Origin of the sequence: Morganella sp. EGD-HP17, from assembly GCF_000512315.2 — a bacterium.
GTDB lineage: Bacteria > Pseudomonadota > Gammaproteobacteria > Enterobacterales > Enterobacteriaceae > Morganella > Morganella morganii.
This window is the reverse complement of record NZ_AZRH01000003.1, coordinates 99,084-112,109: the sequence shown is the minus strand read 5'-3', so window position 1 is coordinate 112,109 and position 13,026 is coordinate 99,084. Positions and strand designations below refer to the sequence as shown.

Sequence of the window (13,026 nt, the reverse complement as noted above, 5' to 3'; positions counted from 1 at the left end):
ACTGGTTGGGTGAGCAAATTTATGGTTATTTTTACGCGAATTTACGCTGCCCGCAAGCACAGAGGGCAATTTCTGTTTAAAGCGCAGCAGATTAATCTTCCGGATACACTTTTTCGCTGAATTCACACAAATCCTCAATGATGCATGAACCGCAGCGGGGTTTGCGGGCAACACAGGTATAACGCCCGTGCAGTATAAACCAATGGTGGCAGTCGACTTTAAATTCTGCCGGAACAACCCGCAATAATTTTTGTTCCACCTCATCCACATTTTTACCGGGGGCAAATTTTGTGCGGTTACAGACACGGAAAATATGGGTATCAACAGCAATGGTCGGCCAGCCGAACGCAGTATTGAGCACCACATTGGCAGTTTTGCGCCCCACACCCGGCAGCGCCTCAAGAGCAGCTCTGTCTTCCGGCACTTCGCCGTTATGCAGCTCAACCAGCATCCGGCAGGTTTTAATCACATTTTCTGCTTTGGTATTAAATAACCCGATGGTTTTAATATAGGATTTCACACCGTCCACACCCAGATCCAGAATGGCCTGCGGCGTATTGGCAACGGCATACAGCGGACGGGTGGCTTTATTGACACTGACATCTGTCGCCTGGGCGGATAATAAGACGGAGATCAGTAATTCAAACGGAGAATCAAACAGCAGTTCAGTGGTGGGTTGCGGGTTGTTGTCCCGCAGGCGGGTCAGGATTTCAATACGTTTTTCTTTATTCATAACGACATTGGCTCATTCATGATAAAAGCAGCCTCCCGGAGAGGAGCCTGCTTAATTATACAGTTATTTGACCAGATGGCTTCCGCATCCTTTTTCAGTTTCATATTGCGGAGCGGCAGGTGCATTTTTGCGTTTTTTCATTTTCTCATCAATAAGATACTTGCCTGCCAGCATTAAGCCAAGCCCGATAAAGGCACCCGGTGGCAGCATAGCCAGCAGGAACGGGGTGTCAAGATGCAGCACATCGACGCGCAGCACTTTGGCCCAGTCACCGAGCAGCAGATCCGCACCGTCAAACAGAGTGCCGTTACCGAGAATTTCACGCATGGCACCGAGCACAAACAGCGCGGCGGTCGCACCGAGCCCCATAGCCAGGCCGTCAATCGCAGAAGGGTAAACGGCATTTTTGGCAGCAAACGCTTCGGCACGGCCGATGACAATACAGTTGGTCACAATCAGCGGGATGAAGATACCGAGCGACTGATATAAGCCGAAAGCATAGGCGTTAATCAGTAACTGAACCGCAGTCACGACGGAGGCAATCAGCATCACATAAATAGGAATGCGGATTTCTGACGGGATCCAGCGGCGCAGTGCGGAAACCGCCACGTTAGTACAAATCAGCACCAGGGTGGTGGCCAGTCCCAGACCCAGCGCATTGGTGACCGTGGAGGAAACCGCCAGCAGCGGACACAGCCCCAGTACCTGAACCAGGGCAGAGTTGTTTTTCCATAATCCGTCGGCGAATAACTCTTTAATCTGACTCATTATTCTGCTCCGCATTGAGGTAAGGTGTTCAGCAACGGCGGCAGTGTCTGCATATAATCCGCTGTTGCACGGACAGCATTGACGACTGCGCGCGGCGTGATGGTGGCACCGGTGAACTGATCAAAATCCCCGCCGTCTTTTTTCACTGCCCAGTGCGGGTCATCAGCGGATTCAATGTGTTTGCCGCTCAGAGAGGTGATCCAGTCGGAAATCCGGGTATCAATTTTATCACCCAGCCCCGGTGTCTCTTTGTGTTCGGTCACGCGGGAGCCGAGCACGGTACGGTTAAAATCAGCCGCAACCAGCAGCTGAATATTACCGGAATAGCCGTCCGGTGCGGTGGACTCCAGCACTGCGGCGACAGGTGTGCCGTCTTTGCGGGCAACATACAGCCGGTGCGGCAGTTCATTACCCAGGGCAGGATCGGTGACCAGATAACACTCTGCAATCACATCATTATTATAAACCGATTCCGGCAGGATTTCGGCAAACAGTGCCTTTTGCTGTGCGGCGGCCTGCTTATCAATTTCCGGTTTTGTCAGGGTGTAGACAAACCCGCTCAGCCCGGTGGTACCGGCGGCAAACAGGGCGAGGATCAGGCCGTAACGGCGTAATGTGGCAATCATTTATTCCCCCGTTTGTGCCCGTAAACACGCGGTTGTGTGTAGGTATCGATCAGCGGCACGGTGATATTGGCCAGCAGGACGGCAAATGCCACCGCATCCGGATAACCGCCGTAAACACGGATAATCCACAGCAGAAGGCCGATCAGTATCCCGTATATCAGGCGGCCGCGTGGTGTGGTGGAAGCGGTGACCGGGTCGGTAGCGATAAAGAATGCCCCGAGCATGGTGGCACCGGAAAACAGCTGTATAACCGGGGATGTAAAGTGTGATGAATCAATCAGGTATCCGATCACTGACAATACCGCGAGTGTTACCAGCATGGCGGCCGGGATCTGCCATGAAATCACTTTACGGTTAAGCAGAATACAGCCGCCGATCAGGTAACCGATATTCACCCACTGCCAGCCGATACCGGCGACAGAGCCCTGTAAAACGGGTTGTGTCAGGATTTCGGACATATCGCGGGTCAGCAGACCGGTTTTGAAACTGTCGAGCGGAGTCGCCTGGCTCATACCATCCGCTCCGGCGCGTAACTGCTCCAGTGTCTGGCCACCGTCTGATAACCCGGTGAAAATCACATGCAGACTGTCACTGAGCGAAACCGGGGTGATTTGCAGACTCTCCGGCGGCAGCCAACTGGTCATCTGTACCGGGAAGGAGATCAGCAGCACCACATAACCGACCATTGCCGGGTTAAACGGGTTTTGTCCGAGACCGCCATATATGTGCTTGGCAATAATCACGGCAAAGAATGTACCGATAACAATCATCCACCACGGCGCCAGCGGCGGAATACTGACAGCCAGCAGCACTGCAGTGACCAGCGCAGAGTTATCTTTCAGATACGGCATCACAGGCTGATTGCGCAGCCGGACAGCAATACTTTCGGTGACCAGCGCAGTGACAACTGCAATCAGAATCTGAAACAGGGTACCTGCGCCGAAAAACCAGAGCTGCGCGGCAATTCCCGGGATCATGGCAATCACCACCCACAGCATGATGGCGGAGGTGTTGTCACGGTTATGCGTAAACGGTGATCCCGCAATTTTCAGCCGGTGCGGGGCGTTTGAGGAAACGGGCCTAAATTTCATGCTTATTTCGCTTCATTAATCAGTGGTTTCTTCAGAATGTTGTGCAGCGGCCTGAGCGGCTTTTTTCGCTTTGGCGCGGGCAATCGCGGCAGCAACAGCAGCTTTGCGCGGATCTGTCTCTGCTTCCGCTGCCGGTTGAGCAGCTTCCGCCGGAGCTTCAGCAGTCTGAGCGGCTTTTTTCGCTTTAGCACGGGCAATGGCGGCAGCAACAGCGGCTTTGCGCGGATCTGTCTCTGCGTCTGCGGCTGGTTGAGCAGCTTCCGCCGGAGCTTCAGCAGTCTGAGCGGCTTTCTTCGCTTTGGCGCGGGCAATGGCGGCAGCAACAGCGGCTTTGCGCGGATCCGTTTCTGCGTCTGCGGCTGGTTGAGCAGCTTCCGCCGGAGCTTCGGCAGCCTGAGCGGCTTTCTTCGCTTTGGCGCGGGCAATGGCGGCAGCAACAGCAGCTTTGCGCGGATCTGTCTCTGCGTCTGCGGCTGGTTGAGCAGCTTCCGCCGGAGCTTCTGCGGCCTGAGCGGCTTTCTTCGCTTTGGCGCGGGCAATGGCGGCAGCAACAGCAGCTTTGCGCGGATCTGTGTCTGTTTCCGCTGCCGGTTGTGCAGCTTCCGCCGGAGCTTCGGCAGCCTGAGCGACTTTCTTCGCTTTGGCGCGGGCAAGGGCGGCAGCCACTGCGGCTTTACGCGGATCGGCGTCTGCTTCTGTCGCCGGTTGTGTTGTTTCAGCCGCGAGAGCCGCTTTTTCTGCCTGACGTGCGCGGGCCTGTGCTTTACGGACTTCGCGGGCAGCAATCACGGCGCTGTTATCCGGTAAAACGGACGGATTAACAGAAATCGTCATCCCTGCATTGCTGTCTTTGGCTTTCACGCGGGCAAGGGCGGCGCTGATAGCCGCACTGTCTTTCTCATCCACCTGAACAGCCGCGCTTTTATGGCGGGCTTCACGGGCTTCTTTTTCCCGTGCCATTCGTGCCTGTTTGGCTTCAAAGCGGATTTTGGCATCTGCGGCGCGTTGGGCTTCTTCGCGGATCTCAATGACCTGTGCTTTTTCCTGACGGTAATACTGCACCAGCGGAATATTGCTCGGGCAGACCCAGGCACAGGCACCGCATTCAATGCAGTCAAACAGATGGTGCTGTTCTGCTTTTTCGTGTTCATTACCTTTACTGAACCAGTAGAGCTGCTGCGGCAGTAATCCGGCCGGACAGGCATCCGCACAGTGACTGCAGCGGATACAGGCTTCTTCCGGTGCAGCTGGTTCCATCTCGTTCGTGGTTGGTGCAAGAATGCAGTTACAGATTTTTACTACCGGCACATCGAGATCCGGCAGTGTAAAGCCCATCAGCGGGCCGCCCATCACAACCATTTGTTCATGCTGAGGACGGAAACCGGCCTGTTGCAACAGGAAACGGACCGGCGTACCGAGTCGTGTCCAGAAGTTACCCGGTGATTCAACCGCTTCGCCGGTTACTGTTACCACGCGCTGGATCAGCGGTTCGCCGTCGGTAATGGCGCGCTTGATGGCAACCACAGTTCCGACGTTCTGCATCAGCACGCCGATATCAGAAGAGCGTCCGCCGGATGGTACTTCGCGGCCGGTGAGAATTTTGGTCAGCTGTTTGGCGCCGCCGGACGGGTACTTGGTCGGGATCACCCGCACGAAAATCTGTTTTTCCCCGGCAGTAACGTCACGCAGTGCGGCAATCGCCTCCGGTTTATTATCTTCAATGCCGATAAGCACCTGTTCCGGCTCAAGAAGGTGCATCAGAATACGGATACCGGTGAGAATTTCCCCGGCATGTTCCTGCATCAGACGGTCATCCGCCGTGATATAGGGCTCACATTCCGCCGCATTGATAATCAGAGTGCGGATAAGATCACCGCCGCCTTTCAGCTTGCTGGCGGTCGGGAAGCCTGCGCCGCCGAGACCGGCAATCCCGGCCTGATGAATGCGGTCAGTCAGCTCTGTTTTGGAAAGAGAGGTAAAATCCGTTGTTTTTTCCGCCGGGTACGGGGTATCCAGCCCGTCAGTCCGGATACGGATGCACGGCGCGGTCAGCCCGGACGGATGCGCGGTCACACAAGGCTCCACGGCAGTCACCGTGCCGGATGATGAGGCGTGCACCGGCAGGCTGCGGCCGGTTCCGCGTGTCAGCGGCTGACCTTTCAGGACATGGTCGCCGGGGCTGACCAGCACATCGCCTTCGTTCCCGATATGCTGCTGGAGCGGAATAATCAGTTCTTCCGGTACCGGGCACACCCGCATCGGTGTCCGGCTGGACTGTAATTTCATTTCCGGCGGATGAATGCCGCCGTCAAAATCCCATACCCGGTCTTTTTTCAGAAAGTTGAGCAAATTGAACATAAAACTTACGACGCCTCAATCTGAACAGGTTTGACAGGAGTACCGCCGGTATCCGCCGGAATATTTCTGACCGGAATGGTGTTTAAATCCCACTTCCAGTTACGCGGGGTGACGGCGACCGGGATCATCTCAATGCAATCTGTCGGGCAGGGTGCGACACACAAATCACACCCGGTGCAGAGATTTTCAACCACAGTGTGCATGGCGCGGGTGGCACCGATAATCGCATCCACCGGGCACGCCTGAATACATTTGGTGCAGCCGATGCACTGGTCTTCATGAATAAAGGCCACTTTACGCACCGGATTGAGTACGGACTCGTCACCGTCGAGCGGCTGCGGATCCACACCCAGCATATCCGCCAGTTTCAGCATCACCTGCTCGCCGCCGGGGGCACAGCGGTTTATTGCGCCGCCATTGGCAACAGATTCCGCATACGGGCGGCAGCCGGGAAAACCGCACTGGCCGCACTGACTCTGCGGCAGAATGTCATCAATTTTATCCACAATGGGATCTTCCTCCACTTTGAAGCGGCGGGAGGCGTAACCAAGTATCAGACCGAATGCCAGACCCAGCAGGCTGAGTACGGCAACGGCAATCCAAATCATTGTCATCAGAATTTCACCAGACCACTGAAGCCCATAAAGGCCAGAGACATCAGACCGGCCGTGACCAGCCCGACAGACGCCCCGCGGAAAGGCGCCGGCACATCTGCCGTTGCCAGCCGCTCACGGATAGCGGCAAACAGCACCATCACCAGGGAGAAACCGGCTGCCGCACCAAAGCCGTAAACGGCGGATTGCAGGAAATTATGCGACAGGTTTATGTTCAGCAGCGCCACACCGAGTACCGCACAGTTGGTGGTGATCAACGGCAGGAAGATCCCGAGCAGCCGGTAGAGCGCCGGGCTGGTTTTCCGCACCACCATTTCGGTGAACTGCACCACCACGGCGATCACCAGGATAAAGCTCAGTGTGCGCAGATAGAGAATATCCAGCGGGATCAGGATAAAGGTATCCATCAGCCACGAGCAGACGGAGGCGAGTGTCATCACAAATGTGGTGGCAAACCCCATGCCAATCGCGGTTTCCAGTTTTTTGGAGACCCCCATAAAGGGGCACAATCCTAAGAATTTGACGAGTACGAAGTTGTTAACCAGCACCGTCCCGACAAAAAGTAATAAGTAGTCAGCCATTACAATGCCCAAAGCGAGTCTTTAAAAACATACAAATAAAGCACATAAAAAACCGGGATCCCCGGTAAGCGGGGTGAATAATAGCAATCCCCGGGCATCCGGGGTTATCGGGATTGTGTGAAAGCGCGGATAACTGTGTGTATCAGAATGAAAAAGCGGCAAAACTGATGAAAACCGGGCACAGCATTTGCGTCACGGAATCAGTTAGTGGTACTTTTCAGGAGGATGACAGATTCTGAAAGCATGTTTTTATCCGTTAACATGACAATCCCCCGGAGGGAGTGATGACGAAAATACTGAAAGTGGGCCTGATCGGGTACGGTTTTGCCGGAAAAACATTCCATGCGCCGTTTATTGTCAATAATGCCAATATGGAACTGGCCAAAGTCGCGAGCAGTGATGCCGCCAAAGTGCATGCTGATTATCCGGATGTGCAGGTTGTCGCCACACCGGAAGATATTTTTGCTGACCCGGCCATTGACCTCGTCGTGATCCCGACCCCGAATGACACCCATTTCCCGCTGGCGCGGATGGCGCTGGCTGCGGGTAAACATGTGGTGGTGGATAAGCCCTTTACCCTGACATCGGAAGAGGCATTTACCCTGGCAAAACAGGCGGATGACGCCGGACTGGTGCTGTCTGTTTATCATAACCGCCGTTTTGACTCCGGGTATCTGACGCTCAAATCCCTGTTTGACAGTAAAAAACTCGGGGCTATCAAATATTTTGAAGTCCATTTTGACCGCTACCGCCCGCAGCCGCAAAAGCGCTGGCGCGAAGCTGCTGCATTAGGCAGTGGTATCTGGTATGACCTGGGTTCTCATCTGATTGACCAGGCACTGCAGTTTTTCGGCAAACCAACGGCGATCACTGCCGACCTGGGGATGATCCGTCCGGGTTCTGAGGCGGTGGATTATTTCCATGCGCAACTGCACTATCCGGATGTCAAAGTCGTGCTGCATGCCACCACGGTCGCGGCAGCGGAATCCCCGGTGTATATCGTTCACGGCATGAAAGGCAGCTATGTGAAGTACGGGCTGGATCCGCAGGAAAATGTACTGAAAGCAGGGCAGATGCCGGTCGGTGTCAACTGGGGTCATGACAGCCGCGACGGGGAACTGAGCTTATCACCGGACGGTATTGAAGTGATCACAGAAACGTATCCGAACAAAGCCGGGCACTATGGCCGCTATTACGCGGAAGTGGCTGAGGCGATTATCAATAACGGCCCGACCCCGGTGACGGCGCAGGAAGGGGCGGAAATTATCCGTATTATAGAGGCCGGTATGGAATCGCATAAAACCGGACGGACTGTGACACTGTAACAAATAGTCATTACTTCTTATTGCAGACAAAAGTGAATAACGCATGACAAACTGGTGGCAGAAACTGCGGTTAGATCCGTTCCTGGTCATAATGATCACGGTTGTTATTTTGGCGTCACTCTTTCCGGCAACCGGCAGTGTGGCGACCGGATTCCGCTATCTGACCACCGCCGCGATTGCGTTATTGTTCTTCTTCCACGGCGCAAAACTCTCTCGGGAAGCGATTGTGACAGGGATGGGGCACTGGCGTCTGCATCTGATGGTGTTCTCCAGTACTTTTATCCTCTTCCCGCTGCTGGGGCTGGGTTTACAGTTCCTGGTACCGGAATGGATGTCTCCGACCATTTACATGGGTTTCTTATACTTATGTGCCTTACCGGCGACAGTACAATCGGCTATCGCCTTTACCTCTGTCGCGGGCGGAAATGTGGCGGCGGCGATTTGCAGTGCATCCGCCTCCAGTATCCTTGGTGTGTTCTTATCACCGGTCATTATCGGTTTTATGATGGAAACGCAGGGCGCGCATGAACTGGATACCCTGGGTGCTATCCGCTCTATTTTATTGCAGCTGATGCTGCCGTTTGTGGTCGGTCATTTTTCCCGTCCGCTGATTGGCAAGTGGGTGGATCGCAATAAAAAAATCATTAATAAAACAGATCGCACCTCTATTTTGCTGGTGGTGTATGTCGCTTTCAGCGAAGCGGTTGCCGAGGGGATCTGGCAGAAGATTGATGCAATGTCTATTCTGCAGATTGCGGTGGTGTCGTGCGGGTTGCTGGCGATTGTGCTGGTGATCAACGTGTACGGCTCACGGGCACTCGGCTTTAATAAGGCCGATGAAATTACCATTGTATTCTGTGGTTCGAAGAAAAGCCTGGCAAACGGCGTGCCGATGGCAAACGTTATGTTTCCGCCGGCCGTGGTGGGAATTCTGGTGCTGCCGCTGATGCTGTTTCATCAGATCCAGCTGATGGTGTGTGCGGTGATGGCGGCGCGCTATGCGCGGCAGGGGAAAGAACATTCACAGGAGTAATTATGAGCAGGGTTATGGCAGGATGCCTGATACTTCTTTTTGTCAGTTTCTTTGCCCGTGCGGATGTGCAGGCTCTGCCGGAACTGAAACGGGAACGGGTTATTGACAGCGCCGGTCTTCTGACCGGCTCTCAATTAACACAGCTTAACCGGCAACTCATTGAGTATGAACTGAGCCGCAATGACGGCAGCCAGTTCGTGGTGTTTATTGTGCCGTCAACCGGCGGAGAAAGTATTGAGACATTTGCGCACCGTGCGTTTAATACATGGAAGATCGGCCGCAAAGGTCAGAATAACGGACTGTTGCTGGTCGTGGCGGTGAATGACCGTAATTTGCGTTTTGAGGTCGGCTATGGACTGGAAGGTATTCTGCCGGATGTCTCCGCAGGCCGTATTATCCGTCAGCGTATCACCCCTGAATTTAAAAAAGGCCATTATTTTACCGGAATTGAAGCGGGTGTGACCGATGCCATTGATATTATCAGCGGAAATGAACCGGAATATATCAAATCAGAGACATCCGGAACAGAAGCATTAAAACTCAAACGACTGACGATTATTTATCTTCTGACCTTTATTACGGTGTATCTCTGGTCATTATTTATTGGTTCTCCCCGCCGTAAGAAAAGGATAGAAAAGCAGGTTCTTAACGATATTGAATATCTGAGAGAAGAATACGCGAAATCCAAAAACAAGAAAAAACGTCAGCCTGAACGGATAATCCGCCTTGCGCAGAAACGCCTGACGGCATTTTTGCAGTATAAGTATATTTATCCGACACCGCTCGGCCATACTGTGAACGTATTATTTTATTCAGTTCTGATTTTTATAATGACACGGGTTCTGATAGACGGAGATCCTGATCCTGATGCGTTGTTCATCAGTATAATGATGCTCATTTTTCTTAATGTATTTGGCTCACTATTTATTTGTTATTTGTTATTTGTTATATACATTAATTCCGGAATATCTTACTCAGGAAGCGGAAATACGGAAATTAACCGGTGTCATAGCAGGTACAGGAGGCGGGTATTCATCCGGTTCTGATAGTGGCAGTTACAGCAGCAGTTCCGGCGGTAGTTCCGGAAGCAGCGGATCGTCCGGTGGCGGAGGCGGCAGCAGTGGTGGTGGCGGTGCTTCCGGGAGCTGGTAAAAGACATAAAAAAGCCGTGACAAAGAATGCCACGGCTTTTTTTTACCGGAATGGCGCTTACTGGCCGCGTTTTGCTGCCATTTCTCTCAGTGCCGCTTTTTCCTCTGCGGATAAAAAGGCTATTTCCAGCCCGTTAATCTGAGCCTGTTCAATTTCTGCCTGTGTCAGACCGGCTGCCGGGGCAGCAACATTGTATTCATGGGCAATCTCAATACCCTCAACCGCCGGGTCATCCGTGTTGATGGTAGCGGCAATGCCGTGTGCCAGGAACTGTTTCAGCGGATGCGCGGCCAGTGACGGCACGGTGCTGGTCTGAATATTCGAGGTCAGGCAGGATTCCATACCGATGCGGTGCTCTGCCAGGTAATCCATCAGCGCCGGGTCTTCAATCGCCATCACACCGTGACCGATGCGCTGTGCACCCAGGTTGCGGATAGCCTGCCAGATACTGGCGGCGCCGGCGGCTTCTCCGGCATGGGCGGTGATGGCCCAGTTGACGTCACGGGCTTTGCGGAAATGATCGGTGAATAAATCGCCCGGATAACCGGATTCATCACCGGCAATATCCAGTGCCACAATCCGCTCATGGTGAGCGAGCAGGGCATTCAGCTCTTCATGACAGGCATCTGTACCGAATGTCCGGCTCAGAATACCAATCATATTAATCCGTACCGGGCTGTTGCGGACTTCGGACGCCACACCATCCAGTACCGCTTCCACCACGCCTTCAACGGGCAGATGGTGTTTCATCGCCATATAGTAAGGGGAAAAGCGAAGTTCGGCGTAATCCAGCCCGGCACTGACGGCATCCTGCACGTTTTCAGCGGCCACACGGCGGCAGGCATCGAGGTCTGCCAGCACGGAAACACCCCAGTCCAGCTTACTCAGAAACTGCACCAGATCCGGTTCATTGCTCATCACCTGCACATGCGGGCGCAGGGTTTCAGTCTCATAAGCGGGCAGCGGCAAATTGTGCTGACGGGCCAGATCCAGAATGGTGGACAGGCGGATATTACCATCGAGATGGCGGTGCAGGTCGGTCAGGGGAAGTGAGCGGTTAATCATTGTGGTATTCCTCAGATGATAAAAAGCCAGTCTGACGACTGGCTTTTGTCTGATCAACAGATAATAACAGTGTGAAATTACTGAGCAGCAGGAGCCGCAACGTCAGCAGCCGGTTCTTCACCGATAGTCACGTCTTCAGTAACATCACCGTTAGGATCCATTTCGATTGCTTCTTCCTCGTAACCTTCGTCGTCACCGCTGTTGTCGCTCAGTGCACCGTACTGGTCATATTTTTCCAGGAATTCAGCAACGGTGAATTTTTTACCGTTGAAATCGATGTTGTTGTTGCTGTATTTCAGATCCATGGTGATCGCTTTATCGGTCACTTTCACGATTTCCATCATGGCACCCATGCTGGCCATCTGAGCAACACCCTGTTCACCCTGTTCTTTGGCTTCTTTCGCGCCCATACCCTGTGACTGCATGGCAACTGCAACGAAATCAGTCAGCATCGGTTTGGACAGATCCATATTGAACCCGAACTCTTTCACCAGAACCGGCAGAACTTTCTCAAAGCTGCCTGCGTGTTCCAGTGCTTTAAAGCTCTCTTCGTTCAGTGCGTTGAAGGTCACGTTCAGGTTAACTTTTGACTCACCGCCGCTGTTTTTCCAGCTCAGAGGTGCGATAGCGAAGGACGGGCTGTACTTGAACAGACCCAGTGCATTGGATTTCATTTTCTCATCCAGTGCTTCCATTTTCGCATCGTCGAAATCTTCGGTGTACATAGACTCAGACAGTTTGGTGTACTCTTCAACAGATGCCATCAGCGTATTCGCGGAAGTGGCATCCAGATCTTTCAGAGAACCTTTCAGGCTGATAGCGCCGAGATCGATATCACGGTAGCTCAGTGAACCCAGGCTGTAATCAACATCTGCAGTCAGTTTGTTATCTTTACTGCCGGAGGTGCCGTTCAGTTTCAGATCTTTCAGAGAAACGGTATCGCTGTAATTAACAACCGCTAACTCTTTCAGGCTCAGATTCTGGTCACCCAGGTAGAAGTAGCTGTCACCGGATTTGGCAACATCGCTGTCAAATGACAGGCCTTTCATCACGATACTTTCGCGATCGCCTTTACGGTAAGTCAGTTCATTGCTGCTGCCTTTACCTTTGACGTTTTTGAATTCTTTGTCGAATTTAACGTTCAGATCAGCACCGGAGAATGCCAGCTCTTCACCGTCTTTCTTATAGTTGATTTTGCTGACAGCAAGATCAATATCGAAACTCTGGTCGTAGCTGATACGGGTATCCGTTGCAACCGGGGATTTACCGCCGGTGATTTCGAAGGCTTGTTTGGTGATGTCATTGTTTTCCAGCTCAGAGTGGATAGCAGCCATATTTGGCGAGAACACCATACTCTTAAGCTGAGATAACGGGAACGGACCGTGATCGATAGTATTGAGGATCACAAGTTCTTCGCCGGAGGTATCACCGCTTTTTTTCGTTTCTTTGATGATCAGTTTGACATCAGAGCTGAAAATACCGCGTGAAAAATCTTTGGCGGTCAGCGTGACAGGTGCATCAGGGTAGTTGTCCTTGATTGCTTTATTCGCTTTGGCGATATACTCATCAAGGTTTGCTTCAATTTTCTTACCTGTCTGCCATGAAGCTACACCCCATGCGGCGCCTAATGCGACAATAACGCCAACAGCAACTAACGACTTTTTCATAGATCAATCCATC

Annotated in this window: 12 protein-coding genes; 3 read left to right on the top strand and 9 right to left on the bottom strand. The window is 52.9% G+C overall.

What is annotated here, in order from left to right:
• Nucleotides 1–91 precede the first annotated feature (91 nt).
• The 7 genes from nth to rsxA all read right to left on the bottom strand — a co-directional run bounded on the left by nth (nt 92) and on the right by rsxA (nt 6,771).
• Nucleotides 92–733, bottom strand: a complete 642-nt coding sequence (nth, locus tag X965_RS04740) for an endonuclease III (protein WP_004238127.1) — start codon at nt 731–733, stop codon at nt 92–94.
• Nucleotides 734–796: 63 nt separating this feature from the next.
• Nucleotides 797–1,501 (bottom strand): electron transport complex subunit E, encoded by a 705-nt coding sequence (locus X965_RS04735; RefSeq protein ID WP_004238126.1) that lies wholly within the window; start codon nt 1,499–1,501, stop codon nt 797–799.
• Complete coding sequence (rsxG, locus tag X965_RS04730; protein WP_004238124.1) at nt 1,501–2,127, bottom strand: electron transport complex subunit RsxG; 627 nt, start codon at nt 2,125–2,127, stop codon at nt 1,501–1,503. The genes X965_RS04735 and rsxG overlap by 1 nt, the downstream gene beginning before the upstream one ends.
• Nucleotides 2,124–3,218 carry an electron transport complex subunit RsxD gene (rsxD, locus tag X965_RS04725; RefSeq protein WP_004238123.1) on the bottom strand — a complete coding sequence of 365 codons (1,095 nt, stop codon included), beginning with the start codon at nt 3,216–3,218 and terminating at the stop codon, nt 2,124–2,126. Before rsxD ends, rsxG begins: the two co-directional genes overlap by 4 nt.
• 15 nt (nt 3,219–3,233) lie before the next feature.
• Entirely contained in the window at nt 3,234–5,576 is a 2,343-nt protein-coding gene (rsxC, locus tag X965_RS04720; RefSeq protein ID WP_015422728.1) for an electron transport complex subunit RsxC, read from the bottom strand.
• A 5-nt stretch (nt 5,577–5,581) separates the two neighbouring features.
• Complete coding sequence (gene rsxB, locus X965_RS04715; RefSeq protein WP_004239234.1) at nt 5,582–6,190, bottom strand: electron transport complex subunit RsxB; 609 nt, start codon at nt 6,188–6,190, stop codon at nt 5,582–5,584.
• Nucleotides 6,190–6,771, bottom strand: a complete 582-nt coding sequence (gene rsxA, locus X965_RS04710; protein WP_015422727.1) for an electron transport complex subunit RsxA — start codon at nt 6,769–6,771, stop codon at nt 6,190–6,192. The genes rsxB and rsxA overlap by 1 nt, the downstream gene beginning before the upstream one ends.
• A 284-nt stretch (nt 6,772–7,055) precedes the next feature.
• Here rsxA and X965_RS04705 point away from each other — a divergent pair, with 284 nt between their 5' ends.
• From X965_RS04705 to X965_RS04695, 3 genes are read left to right on the top strand one after another with little or no spacing between them, the layout of a single operon-like run.
• A complete protein-coding gene (locus X965_RS04705) occupies nt 7,056–8,096 on the top strand; it encodes an oxidoreductase (protein WP_036417266.1) in 1,041 nt (346 codons plus the stop codon).
• Between the two features lie 43 nt (nt 8,097–8,139).
• On the top strand, nt 8,140–9,129 hold the full coding sequence (locus tag X965_RS04700; protein WP_004238377.1) for a bile acid:sodium symporter family protein: 990 nt from the start codon (nt 8,140–8,142) through the stop codon (nt 9,127–9,129).
• A gap of 2 nt (nt 9,130–9,131) precedes the next feature.
• Nucleotides 9,132–10,175, top strand: a complete 1,044-nt coding sequence (locus X965_RS04695) for a YgcG family protein (protein WP_051997311.1) — start codon at nt 9,132–9,134, stop codon at nt 10,173–10,175.
• A gap of 163 nt (nt 10,176–10,338) precedes the next feature.
• Here the strand turns inward: X965_RS04695 and add are convergent, their stop codons facing one another.
• Nucleotides 10,339–11,346 (bottom strand): adenosine deaminase, encoded by a 1,008-nt coding sequence (gene add / locus X965_RS04690; RefSeq protein WP_004238379.1) that lies wholly within the window; start codon nt 11,344–11,346, stop codon nt 10,339–10,341.
• Between the two features lie 77 nt (nt 11,347–11,423).
• A complete protein-coding gene (locus tag X965_RS04685; RefSeq protein ID WP_004238380.1) occupies nt 11,424–13,013 on the bottom strand; it encodes a YdgA family protein in 1,590 nt (529 codons plus the stop codon).
• Between the last annotated feature and the right edge of the window lie 13 nt (nt 13,014–13,026).

Coding starts and splice junctions, on each gene's coding strand:
- nth (WP_004238127.1), bottom strand. CDS start 733: ATGAATAAAGAAAAACGTATTGAAATCCTGACCCGCCTGCGGGACAAC.
- X965_RS04735 (WP_004238126.1), bottom strand. CDS start 1,501: ATGAGTCAGATTAAAGAGTTATTCGCCGACGGATTATGGAAAAACAAC.
- rsxG (WP_004238124.1), bottom strand. CDS start 2,127: ATGATTGCCACATTACGCCGTTACGGCCTGATCCTCGCCCTGTTTGCC.
- rsxD (WP_004238123.1), bottom strand. CDS start 3,218: ATGAAATTTAGGCCCGTTTCCTCAAACGCCCCGCACCGGCTGAAAATT.
- rsxC (WP_015422728.1), bottom strand. CDS start 5,576: ATGTTCAATTTGCTCAACTTTCTGAAAAAAGACCGGGTATGGGATTTT.
- rsxB (WP_004239234.1), bottom strand. CDS start 6,190: ATGACAATGATTTGGATTGCCGTTGCCGTACTCAGCCTGCTGGGTCTG.
- rsxA (WP_015422727.1), bottom strand. CDS start 6,771: ATGGCTGACTACTTATTACTTTTTGTCGGGACGGTGCTGGTTAACAAC.
- X965_RS04705 (WP_036417266.1), top strand. CDS start 7,056: ATGACGAAAATACTGAAAGTGGGCCTGATCGGGTACGGTTTTGCCGGA.
- X965_RS04700 (WP_004238377.1), top strand. CDS start 8,140: ATGACAAACTGGTGGCAGAAACTGCGGTTAGATCCGTTCCTGGTCATA.
- X965_RS04695 (WP_051997311.1), top strand. CDS start 9,132: ATGAGCAGGGTTATGGCAGGATGCCTGATACTTCTTTTTGTCAGTTTC.
- add (WP_004238379.1), bottom strand. CDS start 11,346: ATGATTAACCGCTCACTTCCCCTGACCGACCTGCACCGCCATCTCGAT.
- X965_RS04685 (WP_004238380.1), bottom strand. CDS start 13,013: ATGAAAAAGTCGTTAGTTGCTGTTGGCGTTATTGTCGCATTAGGCGCC.